The sequence below is a fragment of the Streptomyces sp. NPDC048415 genome, from assembly GCF_040651675.1.
Classification (GTDB): Bacteria; Actinomycetota; Actinomycetes; order Streptomycetales; family Streptomycetaceae; genus Streptomyces.
This window is the reverse complement of sequence record NZ_JBEZKJ010000074.1, coordinates 26,321-41,949: the sequence shown is the minus strand read 5'-3', so window position 1 is coordinate 41,949 and position 15,629 is coordinate 26,321. Positions and strand designations below refer to the sequence as shown.

Genomic DNA, 15,629 nt, shown 5'->3' with positions numbered 1-15,629 from the left:
CAGCACCTTCCTAGGTGTCCGGACGGAGGAGGCCACACCACAGCCAGTGATGCCCTACCTCCAAGCCCGGCCGTTTACGACCGGGTCAAGTTGACTGATGGTCCTGGGACGGCAGGATCCGGGCCACCTCCCGCATCGCGAAGGCGCGACGTGTCGGAAATCGACTGCGTCGCACACCCAACATCCGTCGCCACGGCGGAGCGGCGCTGCGGTAACCCGATCACATCGCGTGCTGCCTGGACGCGGCTCGGCCACGTCCACACATCGTCGGCCGGGAGTGGGACCTGGCCGCCGACCGGGTGGCACCGGACCGGAGATTGGGCCGCGCCGGTGAAGATCGGCAGGCCCGAGTACGCCGGCCGGGAGAACGTAGCGGGAGTGGCCGCGTCGACGGGACAACTCCCTCACCCCGGCTGCCTTTGGCGAATCTTCGAGGAACCGCCGGCGCTCATGCCGTGCTGTCGGCGTGTGCCCCGTCGCGCCCGACTGTCTCAGGAGGGTCCCTATGCGAGGTCCTGTCACCACCCGCGCTCCGGTCGCAAGGTGTCTGCACCGGGTGATGCACGTGACCGCCTCGGCCGCGCTACTGGTGCCACTGCTCAGTGCTGGACCGCTGGCCGGCACCCAGGCGGCGTCCGAGTCACGGCTGCAGCGTGCCTTCGCCGACGCCGCTGCCGAGTACCGGGTGCCGCAGAGCGTCCTCCTCGGTATGTCGTACATGGCATCCCGATGGGACGCGCACGCAGGCGCCCCGAGCGTCAGCGCCGGCTACGGGCCCATGCACCTCACTGACGCGCGAGCGGCCCTGGCCGGGTCGCCGCACGACGGCACCACACACGATGCGGCACGTCCGGTAACGGTGGCGTCAGGCGCGCCGACGGCGAAGAGCGGACTCCCCAAGGGGCTTACGACCCTGGAGCGGGCAGCCGAACTCATTGACATCCCGGCGAGCAGGCTCCGCACCGACGCCGCCGAGAACGTACGCGGCGGCGCCGCGCTCCTGGCGGCGACGCAGCGGCACCTCGGCAGACCGCTCAGCGCCGACCCGGGTGACTGGTGGGGCGCGGTGGCGCGATTTTCGGGCTCGGACGACAGCGGGGCGGCGGCAGCGTATGCGAACAACGTGTTCGAGGTGATCCGCAAAGGCGCCCGCCGCACCACGGACACCGGGCAGCAGGTCAGCCTCGGGGCGAGCCCCGGTGTGCGGCCCGACGCCGAGCAAGTGAAGGCGCTGCGTCTTGAGGCGAATGCCCGGAACAACGCCAAGCACGGTGTTGAGTGCCCGGAGACCCTCGCATGCGACTGGATCCCCGCCCCACATAAGGAGTTCGCCGAGGGCCGGTTCGGCAATCACGACGTTGCCAACCGCCCACTGGACCAGAAGATCCAGTACATCATCATCCACGACACCGAAGCCCTCGGCGAATCCATGATCAAGACGGTGCAGGACCCGGCTGAAGTGTCCTGGCACTACACGATCCGCTCCCGGGACGGTCACACGATCCAGCACGTCAAGACCAAGGATGTGGGGTGGCACTCCGGGAACCAGTTCGTCAACGCCAAGTCGATCGGCATCGAGCACGAGGGATTCCTTGCGCAGCCGGACACCTGGTACACGGAGCAGATGTACCGCTCGTCGGCCCGACTGGTGCAGTACCTGGCCAAGAAATACGACATTCCACTGGACCGCCAGCACATCCTGGGCCATGACAACGTGCCCGGCCCGGTGGCCTCCACTATCCCGGACATGCACCAGGACCCGGGACCGTACTGGAACTGGCGTCACTACTTCGCCCTCCTCGGTGCGCCGCTGCGCGCCACGGCAGGAACGAACAGCGACCTGGTAACCGTCCTGCCGGACTTCGCCACGAACCGGACGCCATACACGGGCTGCACCGCGGACGGCAAGCCGTGCGCGCCGCACGGCTCCAGCGCGGTCCGCCTGTATACAGAGCCGAGCGAGGATGCCCCGCTCGTACAGGACTCCGGAAGACACCCGGATGGTGAGGACTCGACGACTGGCGTCTACGACATCGGGTCGCGTGTCTCCACCGGCCAGCAGTACGCGGTGGCAGAGCGGCGCGGGGACTGGACGGCCATCTGGTACCTGGGCCAGAAAGCATGGTTCAGAAATCCGTCATCACGACCGACGGCCGTCGGTGCCGTCGGCCTGATGGTGACCCCGAAGCCCGGCCTGACCGACGTGCCGGTGTTCGGCCGTGCCAACCCCGAGGAGTCGGCCTACCCCGCCGACATCGACGTCCAGTCCGACTCCCCCCTCCCCTACGAACTTCTCGCCGGCCAGCGCTACGTCACCCAGGGCAGCACAACCGGCGCGTACTTCGACCCGTCGAACCTCGACAGCACCTCCCCGGACCGTTTCGTGAAGGGAGACAACCTCTATTACGAAATCCAGTTCGGCCACCGCGTGGCCTTCGTCCGTGCGACGGATGTGGACGTGGTGCGCGCCGGAACGTAGGCCCCATCACAGGACTGGGAAGGCATGAGGGGAAGGTCGTCGGTATATGCGTTGACCGGCGGTGAGATGCGGCGGACGGTTCGGACGTCGAGGGCGGCAGCCGCGGTCTTCGTGCCGAGCGTGCCGCTGGAGTGCCAGGTACCGGTCACCGCCAGCCAGGTGTTGGCGGGCGGGGCCGTGGTCCCGTAGACGCGGACTTGACGGGGCGTGAATCGGCTGCGCGGCACGTGAAGATGATCCGGTCAGGTACCAGGCGCCGACCTGTCCGGCCGGCGTGCCGAAGCCGGTCAACTGGACGGTGCGGCCTTTCATGGCCGCTTGGCGGTCCTGCTGGACCCGGGTGGTGAAGTCCGTGAGGGTCATGGGGAGCGGCGAGGTTGTGGGCAGCGACTCGAACGTCTTCCGCTTCTTGACCGCTGTGTCGCTGGAACGTGCCGCGGTGTACGCGCCGAGGGCCGGCGGGGCGTGCACCGGGGTGCCCCATGGGCGGCGGGGCGGGAATTCGTGACCTGACAGGGCCCCCCTGGGCGGCGGCACTGCCTCTGGCCTGGCTTTTCGAGCACCGCCGCGTGCCCTCCACGCCGAGGTCTGCAACCGACAGTCCGCAATGACAGACACGCCGGAATTCGGCCGGCTTCGCGCCTCTCAACGGCACGAGGTGTCGAGCAAGGCAGAGCCGCGCCCGGGTCAGGGCCTACCCGGAGCTGACGAAGATCGTTTACTGGGGCGAACTTGATCGGTTCCCGCCGCCCGGGTGGACAGGCGTCGCTGATTGCGAGAGGAACCCTCGCCGGGCCTCCCGCGGGGTGACGACGTAGCCGAGCCGAACGTCCCAGTGGCCACGTCTCCAGGTGAGGGCGACCGCGGACAGGGGCGGCACAGTGAGATGCCAGAACGTTCTTGCCGGTACGCCCAGAGCATGGATGAGCGCGGCCCGGACCACGCCGGCTTCGGTGATGGCCACTGTGGGGCCCGTGTCGGGCGCCACGCTGCTCAGCCAGTCCGCTGTTCGGCGGCAGAGCTGGCGTACGGACTCACCTTCGTGTGGTGCGGCATCCGGGTCGGTGAGCCAGTCGGTGAACCCGTCGGGGTCGGTTGCGGCGACGTCGTCGACAGTGCGACCGCACCATTTACCGAGGTCGAGATCGCGCAACGCAGGCTCGGTCGCTGCCACCAGGCCGAAGGCATCAGTGGTCTGCGAGCAGCGGACCGATGGCGCCCGGACGGCCAGCTCGTGGGGAGGGAGCGCTGCTCCCGCGGCGCCTGCCCTGCACAGGTTGCGCTCGCTCAGGGGAGCGTCACCGAGGAGCGGATCCAGGGTGGCGTCGCCACCGGGCGCACACAGAAACGTCAGGCTGATCGTCATGGGAACCGACCTCCTTCTTGCCAAGGCATGACCCCGGATGGTGTGGGACCAGGCGATGGTTGCTCGATCAGTTGGACTGGCGTGATGGCGGCGTGCTGGAGGCACTCCAGCAGCCGCCCGGGAAGACCCAGGTCCAGGCGGGGGCCAGCAACCCGGCCGGCAGGGCGAACAGGGCGGCGGAGCGGCCCCGTGCCACCGCGCGCCAGATCGACACCGTTCAACCACCCTGTCGAACGCGCGTACGAGTCAGAGCAGCCGCCCCCGGCAGTGGATGGAACGGCCGACGCTACGTCGTGACTCATGTGCTCCAGGGTCAGGGAAAGCGTGCCGCTGCAACATCCGCCAGGTGTCCGGAACCACCCCGCCGACCGGCCGGCGCAGCCCCGCCCCGAACTCGGCATGGGTCACCCGTTGCGCATCGCCCGACGTGGTCGCAATCGGATAGCGGTCCGGGGTTCTGGACGGCGAGGCGGTGCCGCCCGGCGGGGTGCTGGCCCTCGCGCGGCGGTACAGCGCCCTGACGGAGGCGGGATGGTTCGCCGTCACCGTGTTCGCCCTGATCCTCGCCAACGCCGCAGGCCGGACTACCCGCTCTTCTCCCTTTCCCCCTCCTTCGCCGTCTTGCCACGGCGCTCCGCCCACAGCACGGACACCAGAAGGGACACAGCGATCAGCCCGACGACAAGGGCGAGGACCATCTGGGTGGACGTCACGAAGTCGATGAGTCCACCGTCGTCGTCGGGTTGGACATAGCGGTCGGGTGCGTGACTCGGGTCAGCTTGCAGATCGCTGTCTGCGGTGGATGCTGGGCAGCCCTGGGCCGCCCAGCACATCGCGATCAGATGTGCGGACACAGCGGACACTCCGGTATCGATCGGGAGCACGCCGAGGTCAGCGGCGTGCGGGATGTCGTTGGTCGGTGGAGTGCCGGAGGGTTACGGGGCGCAGGGCTGTGCGCGGTGCAGCAGCACCGTGAGCGCGCATGGCCGTGGCAGGGCCACGACGGGCAGCGCGGGCTCGATGATCGTCGCGCTGCTCCTGCCGCGCGTCCTCGACCGGGTCCCCGACCGCGCGGTGATGCTGCGCGGGGCACTCCTGCTCACCGCGGTCTTCGCCGCGCTCGGCGCCACCTCGACCGACGAGCGGCGGTTGGCGCTGGCCCGCCCTGCTCGCCACCTGGGCCGCCTTCGGTGCCGCCTGCTCGATGGTGCTCACCCCGACCGGCCGCCTGATTCGGCGCGCGGCGCCTCCCGAGGAACGTACGTCCGCGTTCGCCGCCCAGTTCTCCCTCTCCCACAGTTGCTGGCTGCTGACGTACCCGCTGGCCGGGTGGCTCGGCGCGGCTGCCGGACTCCAGGCGGCCGTGCTCGTGCTCGGGGCGATCACCCTCGCTGCGGGCCTGGTCGCGGCGCGTCTGTGGCCGTCGCGGGAACCGGTGGCCGTCGAGCACGACCCCACAGGTCTCGATGCGGCGCACCCCCACGTCGTCGGGGCCACGCGGGTCGCGAACGGCTTGCGGCACAGCCACGACCCGCTCCTCGATTGGCTGCACGCCCACCGCTGACGGGGCATTGACGGGCAGTACGCCCACCGCTGGCAGGTCAGTCCTCGATGCCCCGCCGGACCCGCCGGGACGGCCCGAACTCGTACAGGTCGAGGATCTCCGGCGGTTCGGCCAGCCCCGGCCCTCCGGCCCGCACCCAGGTGACGATGTCGCCGGTCGCTTCCGGGTCGTTGACCAGCCCGAGCCAGACCGGCCGCCCGCCCGCGGCACGTCCGGCCGGGGATGGCTGTACGACGATGACGTTGGCCTGTTCGCACGCGTCGAGGCAGTTCACGCCTCGGATCTGGGCGACGGACCCGAGCTCGGCTTTCAGCGTGACGAGTTGGGCGGCGTGGTCGACTCCGGGGATCTTGGCCGTGCCGCAGCAACAGCCCCGGCACACGGTGACCGTGCACCGCGGCGCCGCCCGGTCGGCAGCCTGGACCTTGCGCCGGCTCACTGAGCGCCGCGCTTCCAGGCCGCTTCACGCAGCAGCCGCAGTCCGTTGAGGCCCACGATGACCGTGGAGCCCTCATGCCCGGCGACACCGAGGGGCAGCGGCAGGTGGCCCGCCAGGTCCCAGACGACCAGGGCGGCGATGAACACGCCGGCGATGACGAGGTTCTGGACGACGAGCTTGCGGGCCCTGCGCGAGAGAGCCATGACGGCGGGGACGGTGGCGAGTTCATCGCGGACGATCACCGCGTCGGCGGTCTCCAGGGCGAGGTCGGACCCCGCTCGGCCCATGGCGACACCGGTGTGCGCGGCGGCCAGTGCCGGTGCGTCGTTGACTCCGTCCCCGACGACCAACACCCTGCGCCCGGCGCCCTCCAGCTGCCTGACGGCACTCACCTTGTCCTGCGGCAGCAGCCCGGCCCGAACGTCGTCGATGCCGACCTCGGCGGCGAGGCGGGCAGCGGCGCGCGGGTTGTCGCCGGTCAGCAGCAGGGGCGCGGCGCCGGTGAGGGACGCCAGCGAGGACACGGTCGCGATGGCATCGGGGCGCAGCCGGTCGGCGATGCCGAGCACGCCCACCGGCGCAGCGTCCACGGTGACCAGCACCGCGGTCCGTCCGCCGTCCTCCAGCTCACCGGCGAGAACCCCCGCACGGGCGGAGTCGACGTCCGCCGCTCCGTCGAGCAGCCGGGCCGGGGCTCCGACCGCGACTACCCGCCCGTCGACGGTGGCGGTGACCCCGATGCCGGGCGTGGAGTCGAAGTCCTCGGCCACCGGCAGGGCGAGTCCCCGTTCCCGCGCCGCGGCCACGACGGCCCGGGCCAGCGGATGCTCGCTCGGGTGCTCGGCGGCGGCCGCGAGCACCAGCACCTCGCTCTCGTTGCGTGCGGATCCGGCGAGCGGCCGGATGTCGGTGACGCGCGGGGTGCCCTCGGTCAGCGTGCCGGTCTTGTCGAGCGCCACGGCGTCGACCTGGCCCAGCCGTTCCATGACCACCGCGGACTTGACCAGCACACCGTGCCGTCCGGCGTTGGCGATCGCCGAGAGCAAAGGCGGCATCGTCGCCAGCACGACCGCACACGGCGAGGCCACGATCATGAACGTCATGGCCCGCAGCAGCGCGTCGGTCAGGTGCGCCCCGAAGGCGAGCGGGACGAGGAACACGGCTAGGGTCGCCGCGACCATCCCCAGCGAGTACCGCTGCTCGACCTTCTCGATGAACAGCTGGGTGGGCGCCTTGGTCTCGGACGCTTCCTCCACCATCCGTACGATCCGGGCGATCACCGAGTCGGAGGCGTCCCGCTCGACCCGCACGCGCAGGGCGCCGGTGCCGTTGAGTGTGCCCGCGAAGACCTCGTCGCCCTTCTCCTTGGCCACGGGCAGCGGCTCACCGGTGATGGTCGCCTGGTCGACGTCGCTCGCCCCGTCGAGCACCCGCCCGTCAGCGCCGATGCGCTCGCCGGGCCGTACGAGGATCGTGTCGCCGACGGCCAGTTCCTCGACGGAGACGGCCACTTCACCGCCGTCGCCGTCGAGGCGGGTCGCCGTGGCCGGCGCCAGGTCGAGCAGACCGCGCACCGAGTCGGCGGTCCGGGCCGTGGCCAGCGCCTCCAGCGCGCCCGAGGTGGCGAAGATGACGATCAGCAGCGCCCCGTCCATGACTTGCCCGATCGCCGCCGCCCCGAGCGCGGCGACAATCATCAGGAGGTCGACGTCGAGAGTCTTCTCCTTCAGCGCCTGCAGGCCGGCCCATCCCGGCTCCCAGCCGCCGGTCGCGTACGACAGCGCGTACAGCGCACCCCACACCCACGTCGGGGCGCCCGTCAGCTGCAGCGGCAGCGCAACCAGGAACAGGACGATGGCCGCCGCCGCCCAGCGCGCCTCTGGCAGCGCGAAGACGCGGGTACCACCCCGGGGCGCACCGCCTTCACGCGGGAGCCCGGCCGGGTCGGCCGCCGGTGGAGTGAGGGTGGAGGTCATCGGAACGGAAGCCCTTCACGGGAGTACGACGGGACGGCGGCAGCCGGGACTCCGACGCCACGCCCGCTATCATACAGGACCACATGAAGACCCATTCATGCGTTCCTGCATCCATTCCGTAGGATGAAGGCCATGGGCCATGGAGCTGATGCCGAGACCACCGCCACCGCGCGCGAGCGCCTCGAAACCGTGGGCGCCGCCGATGTGGCCGCCACCCTCCAGGCCCTGGCCACTCCCTCCCGGCTGCGGATCCTCGCCCGGCTCCAGGAAGGACCGTGCGCGGCGACCGAACTCGCCGACGCCGTCGGCATGGAACAGTCCGCCTGCTCCCATCAACTGCGCCTGCTGCGCAACCTCGGCCTGGTCACGGGCGAGCGACAGGGCCGCTCGGTCATCTACGCGCTCTACGACAACCACGTCGCCGAGCTGCTGGAACAGGCTCTGTATCACGTGGAACACCTGCGCCTGGGACTGCGCGACGACGCTCCGGCCACCGCTGCCGTGGCCGGAGCGTGATGAACCGAGCGGCCAGTCACCTCACCCCGGCACAGGCGCCTGAACGGGCCTCGGCGCCAGATGCCCGGCCCGGTGCAGCCGCGCCACCAACCCCGCGCAGTCCAGGCTGACCTGGTTGGCCAGCGTGATCGGCGTGAAGTGCGCCACCGGCGGATCGACACTCAGGCCGAGGATGCCGGCCAGGAACTGAGCCGAGGCTTGCGGGTCAATGGCGCGGGGACGATGGTGTGATTCAGTTCCACGGCCATAGGGACTCCTTGTCGGGGACGGGCCATGTGTGGGGGGTTGGTCGGCGGTCTTGGCGACCCCGCATGGTGCGGATGCGTGACTGCCCGGGGGAGGGCGGGGCTTTTCCGGCTGCCCTCCCCCGGCTACGGCTGCCGTGTCATGCGTCGATCTGCTCGAAGATGTGCGGGTACGACACGATGTCGTCGGGGAAGTCGGCCGCCATGCGCTGGAACTCCGGGCTGCCGAACGCCGTGGCGAGCGCCTCGGTCGACTCCCAGACCGCGACGTTCATCAGAAGCTGACTGTCCGCCGTTCCCTTGTGCATCTGCAGGGAGACGAATCCCGGCTGAGCCTTCATGAACTCGGCCTGCCTCCGGAAGAGGGCCAGGAACGATTCGGTCCTCTCCTTCGGGACGAAGAAGGTATTGGCCAGGACGATGGGCCCGGTCTTCTCCCTGAACTGCGCGAACATCGGCGTGTGCGGGTCGAGACTCTGCAGCTTGGCCATTTTCGGTACTTCCTCTCGCTATCGGTCAGTTGGTGTCGCCGGCGCCGCGGGCACCGAAGCGCTGGGCGTCTGATCCCGCGGGCTCAGGCGAGGGCGGCGACGAGCAGGGCGAAGGCGGCGATGATGACGGCGACGCGGACGTAGTGGAAGCGGTCCCAGCGGTTCATCTGCTGCTTCCAGTCGGCGGGCCGGTTCTCGGGGGTCCACGTCTTGTTCCGGTTGTTGATCGGGACGAGCAGCAGGAGCGACATGATCACGCTGAGGATCAGAAGCGCGCCGGCGGTGACGACGAGGCCGGCGCCGTGGCGGTCCCCTCCGGCGACGGCCCAGAGCGCGACGAGGACGAGCGAGCCGATGTACCAGACCGGCATCAGGGCGCCGAGCATCCGGCCCCCGTGGGCGCGGCCGAGCTGGCCGCTGTCCTCGGGGAGGGCGTTGAGGATCCGGTTGATGACGAAGGCGACGGAGAACTCGACCCCCACCATCAGGCCGACGACCACGGTAGTGAAGACCTCGAGTGCGTTGAGCATGACGACTCCTCCAGGGAGCTAGCGCCGCTAGCTAATGAGGCTACGCTAGTACTGCTCCCCGCTCGATTGTCTAGCGATGCTAGGATCGGGTCATGTCGGTACAGGAACGCAAGCAGCGCGAACGGGCGGACCGTGAGCGCCTCATCGTGGCGACGGCCCGCGAACTCGCCGAACAGCAGGGCTGGGAAGCGGTCACCACTCGCCGGCTCGCCGAGCGCATCGAGTACAGCCAGCCCGTCCTCTACAGCCACTTCCGCGGCAAACGGGAGATCATCGGCGCCGTCGCCCTGGAGGGCGCCACCGAGATGGCTGCGGCGGTGCGGGCCGCGACCGCCGCCGCGGACGGCCCGCGCGCCCGGGTGTACGCCCTCGCCCGCGCCTACCTCGACTTCGCCGAGCGGCATCCGGCGGTCTACGACGCCATGTTCCAGCTCGACGGCGGCCTGGCGTTCGCGCAGGAGGACACCCCCGAACCCCTGAAGGACGCCTTCGCCGCCCTGATGGAAAGCCTCGGCGAAGTCGCCGGGGACGGCGTCCACCCGGGAGTGTTCACCGAGACGTTCTGGGCGGCCCTGCACGGACTGGCCACCCTGACCCGAGCGGGACGGCTGCCGCCGGAGGACACCGAGCAGAGGGTGGAGCTCCTGGTGGACCGACTCGCCGTGCTCTGATACACCGTCCCGGCGGACACGCAACCGGGGCCCTCGATCCCCGCCGCTGCCTGCACGCGGCATCGCTTCCAGTCACGCCCCCCACATGGCGCAGCCGCAGATCGCCGGCTCTGTACCCCAGACGGACACCCGCCCCGGAAGCTGCGATGATCATTGATCACGACCCGATACGCGCCCTAACGCCGCGTCATTCGCCGGTGCTCTCGTCGTCCTCGTCGAGGTGGACGGCCGCCGGGTCACCCAGTGCGCGCAGGCCCTCGCGTGGCAGGCGGGCGGCGAAGCTGTAGCGGCCCAGGCAGTTGAGGTTGGCGTGCTTCAGTGGGGAGACCCGGGCCACGTCCTCGTCCGGGACGTCACGCTCCCGCTCCTCGGGCGGAAGGCCCCGCAGGTGGTCGACGGCGGCGTCGAGGTCCCCAGACGGCCCGGACGTCGGCAGCAATGTCGTCGGGGACGACGGCCCGCAGCCTGCGAAGACGGGTTGGAGATCTTTTTGTCCACGGCGACGCCGCCCAGGCGGATGCTGAGCTTGAGCGTCTGGACCACACTGCCGAGGAGACGAACTGGCCGATCCATCGTCAGCGGGCCTTCAGCGTCGGCAAGGACTGGACTGGCTGCCGCTTCGTCACTCCCAAGGCCGCGGCCAAAAAACGGTAACCACCCGCCCACAGCCCACTCGGCCCCTGCAGCGTGCCACCGCGGCCTGTCCGCGCCGGTGGGCCGAGCAGGGACCGCGCGGTAGAGCTGCTCCAGCACGCACACCACGTACGCGTCCCGGTCCACCGCCCCGGCAACGCGGGGAGCAACGGACTCCACCGCCCGCCACAGCGCGCCCACATCCAGATCGGTGCCGTGCTCCTCGACCAGCCACCGAAGACTGATCACGCATGGGCCAGCTGGGGCCTAGGAGGATGTGATGACGACTACGGATCATGCTGAGGAGCGAACGAACCCTGCGGCCCGGCTGGGCTTCCAGCCCGAACAGGTGGTTCAGGAGATCGGCCACGGCGCGGCCGCAGGAGGGAGTAGCGTACACAGGCGTGCTCGTGGACGCAGGCGGTGCCGTAACGAGGCCGTTGCGGCCCCTGAGTGGGAGGGAGCGCCGGTGTGGGTGCACGGTGACCTCCATCCAGCGGTCCACGACGCGCCTCGCTCGTCTCTGTTGGTAGCCAACCAGATACCCAGCGTGTTGCGGTTGATCCACTCGGATCGGAGACGCACCGAGCCGAAAGGGCACCCCCCAGGCGCGGTCAATCTTCGGTGAGATCGGCCAGCCTTCGCTGCCGAGTAGCCGAGGGGGATCTCACCCCTCGGCTCTCACAGAACCGTGCGTAACAGTCGCCCGTTACACGGCTCTTGTCGTTCTGATCGTCAAACCACCACGGCACTCACTGTCACAGTGAGTCGCCAGTGCGCGAACATGCGTGGGTATCGCTGGGCGATCTCCTGCATCTTCACGAGGGCCTTTCGTTTGGCCCTGAGCCGCTTGTACTTCTGGCGGATCCAGCGCACCAGGTAGGCGTTGATGCGCATCACGAAGGGATGCAGCTCCCACGGCCGGAAGCGGCCGTAGCAGTTGATCCAGCCCGCCACGACGGGGTTGATCCATCGGGCAAGATCGTTGAAGGACAGGTCCGAGCGGGTGTGCAACTGCCATGAGCGCACCTCCCGCCCCATCTTCTTCAGGGCATCGTTGCTGACGGCCGGGTCGAACGACAGGAACAATCTGCCGTGCCGGTTCCGGTTGCGTCTGGCGCGGAAGGTGTACCCGAGGAACGTGAACGCCGTGTGCTCGAAGGAGCCCTGGCGTCTGCCGTCCTGGCAATACACGATCCGGGTCTTGGCCGGGTGCAGGTGCAGCCCGACATCTTCCATCCTGTCCGCGAGCGCGGTCAGGACCTGATGGGCCTGGCGCTCGGTGACGCAGTGCAGCACCGCGTCGTCCGCATAGCGTTCGAACCAGACGGTTGGGAACTCCCGAGCCATCCAGGTGTCAAACGCGTAGTGCAGGAACAGGTCCGCCAGCACGGGAGACACCGGTGCCCCTTGCGGGGTCCCGCGCTCCCGTTCCAGCAGGGTGCCGTCGGGCATCTTGAGCGGGGCAGCGAGCCACCTCCGGACATACAACTTCACCCAAACGGCGTCGGTGTGCGCTTCCACCGCCTTGACCAGCAGGTCCCACGGCACGCTGTCGAAGAACTGGGAGATGTCGAACTCCACCACCCAGTCCCGTTTCCAGCAGCGTTCCCGGCACTTTTTCACCGCGTCCAAGGCGGACCGTCCGGGCCGGTATCCGAAGCTGTCCGGATGGAAAACAGGATCCACCCGTCGCATCAGATGCCGGGCCACTACGGTCTGCGCCACCCGATCGGCGACAGCGGGAATGCCAAGCATTCTCGTGCCGCGTCCCTGTGGCTTGGGAATGGCCACCGCGCGCACCGGAGGAGGAAAGTACGAGCCCGACGACATCCGGTTCCAGACCTTGTAGAGATTGTTCCTCAGGTCCTTCTCAAAGTCGGCGATGCTCTGTCCATCCACTCCAGGGGCGCCCTTGTTCGCCCTGACTTCCTCCCACGCTTCTTTGATTTCCCACTTCGAAATCTCAAACGGCTTGGTCTGCGACTTCAACTGGTCCACCGAACTCCTCCCGGACACAGTCCGGTTGATGCGATCAACTCAGTCACGAACGACCCGGCCCCTTCGCTCCACCCTCGTTACAGGGGCTTCAGCACTACTACGAGCCGGTCCGCCAGCACGCCCCGCGTCGGTACTCGACCCCTCGCAGTGTCCGCTGCTTGGGGCACTCCCTCTCGCCGCCGCTATGCGGCGGGCAGTATCGGGGCTGCCTTCTCCTGTTCCATACGGAAGCCGCAGACCGGACTCACGTCGCCTACACGCCGGACACCACCTGGCCAATAGACGGGCCCCCGCCAGGCTCATCCCGGAGTCTGTCTCACACCCCGGTTTTGATGTCGTCTATATGTCTTTCGACGCGTCAGCAGCGATTCACTTGCGTTCGTCTTTCCGGTCCCCACCTGACGTCTCTTACGACGCCTTCTCCTCATCGCTCACCACGACGGTCTTCAGCCAACGCAGCATGAGGTGGTTTGAAGCCTCCCCCCGCAGGGCGGCTCCGAAGGGCCACAAAACCTTCATCTTCCGCACAGCACCACTTATGGAAGCTTGCCTACAACCAACTCCATTTCATGTTCAGGACACAAGAGACAGCACACTGATCGTTGCCGGATCCCAGCGGTAGAACCGTGTCCCGTCTCAGCCGATCTGGTCCCGGTCTCAAACGATCTGTTCCAATTCGCTCGGCGTCATCAGATGATCTGGTCCGTCAGGACACCTGCCCAGCCCACCCGGCGGGATCAAGCCGGTGCAGTCCATCGCAGTACTCCGTGTCTCAGCCAGCGATGAGGTCAAACTCGTTGCCTTCGGGGTCGGCGAAGGTCGTCCAGCGGGCGGAGCCCTGAGCGACGTCGCGGATCCGGGAAGCACCGAGCGCGACCAGCCGCTGTGACTCGGCCTCGAAGGTGCTGGTGATGAGGTCGAGGTGCAGCCGGTTCTTCACCGACTTCGGTTCGGGGACCTGGTGGAAGCTCAGCCTCGGGGTGGACCCGCCCGGGTCGAGTGCCGCGAATTCGGGGCTCCCGCCCGAGGCGACTTCCCGCCCGAGCACCTCGGCCCAGAAGTGGGCGAGTTTCTCGGCGTCGGTGGCGTCGACGCTCAGGCCGTACACGGTTGTACTCATGCGTGTTTTCCTCTCGGGGCTGGCAGCTTCAGATGGCGGTGCGGCCGCCGTCGACGGCGATGGTCGCGCCGGTGACGTAGCTGGCCTTCGGCGAGGCGAGGAACGCAACGACCTCGGCGATCTCGGCGGGCTCGGCCGCGCGCTTCATCGCGGTGTTCTCAGCGAGCGCGTCGAACAGGTCGCGGCCCGCGGCGCGGGTGTAGACGGGGCCGGGGGCAACGGTGTTGAAGCGGACGCCGCGGCCGCTGTACTCGGCCGTCCAGCCGCGCGTCAGTGACGCCAGCGCGGCCTTGGTCGCGCCGTACGCGGCGCCGGTGGCCAAGCCGAGACTGCCGGCCATGCTGCCGATGTTGATCACGTTGCCCGATTCCCTCGCCGCCATCGCCGGGGCGAAGGCCGCCACGAGGAAGAACGGCGCGCGGACGTTACTGGCGAACATCGCGTCGTAGTCGGAGACCTTCAGCTCTTCGGTCGGTGCCCAGAGGGACAATCCGGCGTTGTTGACCAGGACGTCGATCTCGCCGACCTGCTCGGCGAGCCGGTCGATGCCGGCCGGGTCCTCAAGGTCCGCCCCGACGAACCGAGCGCGGCCGCCAGTTGCGGTGATCTCGTCGACGGTCTCGGCGCCGCGCTGGGCGTTCCGGCCGACCACGAACACGAACATTCCATCGGCGGCGAGCCGCTTGGCGACCGCCCGGCCGATGCCGGACGTTGCCCCGGTGACCAGGGCAGTAGTGGGGTGCAGGTCGAGGTTTGCGCGCTCCGCATACATGGGGTGCACCTTTCGGGAATGTCATCCAGACCGGTCTGTCTGGCAACGTCTCAAACCTAGACAGACCTGTCTGGATGTGTCAATGGGAACATTCAATTGAAGACAGACAGACCTGTCTGCTACCGTGCGGATATGTCTGAGAAGGTGCTCTCACCGCAGGAACGCAGCGCGGCAGCGCGGGCACGGCTGCTGGCCGCCGCCAATGAGCTGTTCTACGCCGAAGGTGTTCAGTCGGTCGGAATCGACCGGGTCATCGAGCGCGCCGGCGTCGCGAAAGCAACGCTGTACAGCGCATTCGGCAGCAAGGACGGCTTGGTCCGGGCCTACCTGCAAGCGCGCCACGCCGCGACCGCCGAGCGCATGGCACGCGAACTCCAAGCGCGTTACGACACCCCGAAGGAGCGCCTGGTCGGCGCGTTCGAGGTGCAGGGTCTGTCGTTCACCGAGCCGGGATTCCGTGGCTGCGCATTCATCAGCGCGAGTGCCGACGCCCCACCCGGCGGTGTCGTCGAACTGGCCGCGCAGGACTACCGCACCTGGCTGCACGAGCTGTTCTTCGACCTCGCCCAGCAGGCAGGTGCCAAGGACGCGAAATCACTCGCCCAGCAACTGGTGCTGCTCTACGACGGCGCCGGGATCAGCGCCTGGATGGACCGCGACCCCAGCGCCGAGACAGCGGCCCGCACCATGGCTGCCGCCGTAGTCGACGCCGCGATCCCAGCCTGAACCACTGACCGGGATACCTCGAAACAACAGGGACGGACCAGATCAACTGAGACAACACCCGACATCCAGGTGCCAGGACCAGATCGCCTGACGTTTTCGG

Annotated in this window: 16 protein-coding genes and 2 pseudogenes; 6 read left to right on the top strand and 12 right to left on the bottom strand. The window is 68.9% G+C overall.

Annotated elements, in window-relative coordinates; genetic code table 11:
- Nucleotides 1-559: 559 nt before the first annotated feature.
- Nucleotides 560-2,479, top strand: a complete 1,920-nt coding sequence (locus AB0D27_RS34050; protein WP_362516351.1) for a peptidoglycan recognition family protein — start codon at nucleotides 560-562, stop codon at nucleotides 2,477-2,479.
- 17 nt (nucleotides 2,480-2,496) lie between these two features.
- Here the strand turns inward: AB0D27_RS34050 and AB0D27_RS34045 are convergent.
- From AB0D27_RS34045 to AB0D27_RS34030, 4 genes and pseudogenes are all read right to left on the bottom strand, one after another.
- A pseudogene (locus AB0D27_RS34045) lies at nucleotides 2,497-2,947 on the bottom strand (TIGR03943 family protein); the annotation flags it as partial.
- A gap of 250 nt (nucleotides 2,948-3,197) precedes the next feature.
- The gene (locus AB0D27_RS34040; protein WP_362516344.1) at nucleotides 3,198-3,845 is read right to left on the bottom strand and encodes a histidine phosphatase family protein; all 648 of its coding nucleotides are present in this window, start codon (nucleotides 3,843-3,845) and stop codon (nucleotides 3,198-3,200) included.
- 67 nt (nucleotides 3,846-3,912) lie between these two features.
- On the bottom strand, nucleotides 3,913-4,059 hold the full coding sequence (locus tag AB0D27_RS34035) for a hypothetical protein (protein ID WP_362516342.1): 147 nt from the start codon (nucleotides 4,057-4,059) through the stop codon (nucleotides 3,913-3,915).
- A 370-nt stretch (nucleotides 4,060-4,429) separates the two neighbouring features.
- Nucleotides 4,430-4,699 carry a hypothetical protein gene (locus tag AB0D27_RS34030; RefSeq protein WP_362516340.1) on the bottom strand — a complete coding sequence of 90 codons (270 nt, stop codon included), beginning with the start codon at nucleotides 4,697-4,699 and terminating at the stop codon, nucleotides 4,430-4,432.
- 350 nt (nucleotides 4,700-5,049) lie between these two features.
- Between AB0D27_RS34030 and AB0D27_RS34025 the strand changes: the two genes are divergently transcribed.
- Nucleotides 5,050-5,409: an MFS transporter gene (locus AB0D27_RS34025; RefSeq protein WP_362516339.1), complete on the top strand. Its 360-nt coding sequence runs from the start codon at nucleotides 5,050-5,052 to the stop codon at nucleotides 5,407-5,409.
- A 37-nt stretch (nucleotides 5,410-5,446) separates the two neighbouring features.
- Here AB0D27_RS34025 and AB0D27_RS34020 read toward each other — a convergent pair whose 3' ends face one another.
- Nucleotides 5,447-5,848 carry a (2Fe-2S) ferredoxin domain-containing protein gene (locus AB0D27_RS34020; protein WP_362516338.1) on the bottom strand — a complete coding sequence of 134 codons (402 nt, stop codon included), beginning with the start codon at nucleotides 5,846-5,848 and terminating at the stop codon, nucleotides 5,447-5,449.
- A complete protein-coding gene (locus AB0D27_RS34015) occupies nucleotides 5,845-7,824 on the bottom strand; it encodes a heavy metal translocating P-type ATPase (protein WP_362516336.1) in 1,980 nt (659 codons plus the stop codon). The genes AB0D27_RS34020 and AB0D27_RS34015 overlap by 4 nt, the downstream gene beginning before the upstream one ends.
- Nucleotides 7,825-7,956: 132 nt before the next feature.
- Between AB0D27_RS34015 and AB0D27_RS34010 the strand changes: the two genes are divergently transcribed.
- Nucleotides 7,957-8,340: a metalloregulator ArsR/SmtB family transcription factor gene (locus AB0D27_RS34010; RefSeq protein WP_362516335.1), complete on the top strand. Its 384-nt coding sequence runs from the start codon at nucleotides 7,957-7,959 to the stop codon at nucleotides 8,338-8,340.
- Nucleotides 8,341-8,725: 385 nt separating this feature from the next.
- Here the strand turns inward: AB0D27_RS34010 and AB0D27_RS34005 are convergent, their stop codons facing one another.
- Entirely contained in the window at nucleotides 8,726-9,076 is a 351-nt protein-coding gene (locus AB0D27_RS34005) for an antibiotic biosynthesis monooxygenase family protein (RefSeq protein ID WP_362516333.1), read from the bottom strand.
- An 83-nt stretch (nucleotides 9,077-9,159) separates the two neighbouring features.
- Nucleotides 9,160-9,606, bottom strand: coding sequence for a DUF1772 domain-containing protein (locus AB0D27_RS34000; protein ID WP_362516332.1), 447 nt, complete (start codon nucleotides 9,604-9,606; stop codon nucleotides 9,160-9,162).
- Nucleotides 9,607-9,698: 92 nt separating this feature from the next.
- Here AB0D27_RS34000 and AB0D27_RS33995 point away from each other — a divergent pair, with 92 nt between their 5' ends.
- Nucleotides 9,699-10,277, top strand: a complete 579-nt coding sequence (locus AB0D27_RS33995; protein WP_362516331.1) for a TetR/AcrR family transcriptional regulator — start codon at nucleotides 9,699-9,701, stop codon at nucleotides 10,275-10,277.
- A gap of 187 nt (nucleotides 10,278-10,464) precedes the next feature.
- On the opposite strand, the gene AB0D27_RS33990 is transcribed toward AB0D27_RS33995, so the two are convergent.
- Nucleotides 10,465-10,716 (bottom strand): hypothetical protein, encoded by a 252-nt coding sequence (locus tag AB0D27_RS33990; protein WP_362516354.1) that lies wholly within the window; start codon nucleotides 10,714-10,716, stop codon nucleotides 10,465-10,467.
- Between the two features lie 471 nt (nucleotides 10,717-11,187).
- Between AB0D27_RS33990 and AB0D27_RS33985 the strand changes: the two are divergent.
- Nucleotides 11,188-11,280 (top strand): annotated as a pseudogene (locus AB0D27_RS33985) (DUF3052 domain-containing protein); the annotation flags it as partial.
- 365 nt (nucleotides 11,281-11,645) lie between these two features.
- Here AB0D27_RS33985 and ltrA read toward each other — a convergent pair.
- From ltrA to AB0D27_RS33970, 3 genes are all read right to left on the bottom strand, one after another.
- Nucleotides 11,646-12,911, bottom strand: a complete 1,266-nt coding sequence (gene ltrA / locus AB0D27_RS33980; RefSeq protein ID WP_362516329.1) for a group II intron reverse transcriptase/maturase — start codon at nucleotides 12,909-12,911, stop codon at nucleotides 11,646-11,648.
- A gap of 772 nt (nucleotides 12,912-13,683) precedes the next feature.
- Nucleotides 13,684-14,031, bottom strand: coding sequence for a VOC family protein (locus AB0D27_RS33975; protein ID WP_362516327.1), 348 nt, complete (start codon nucleotides 14,029-14,031; stop codon nucleotides 13,684-13,686).
- Between the two features lie 28 nt (nucleotides 14,032-14,059).
- Nucleotides 14,060-14,803, bottom strand: a complete 744-nt coding sequence (locus AB0D27_RS33970) for an SDR family oxidoreductase (RefSeq protein WP_362516326.1) — start codon at nucleotides 14,801-14,803, stop codon at nucleotides 14,060-14,062.
- Nucleotides 14,804-14,935: 132 nt separating this feature from the next.
- On the opposite strand from AB0D27_RS33970, the gene AB0D27_RS33965 reads away from it, so the two are divergent.
- Entirely contained in the window at nucleotides 14,936-15,529 is a 594-nt protein-coding gene (locus tag AB0D27_RS33965) for a TetR/AcrR family transcriptional regulator (RefSeq protein ID WP_362516324.1), read from the top strand.
- The last annotated feature ends 100 nt before the right edge of the window (nucleotides 15,530-15,629 follow it).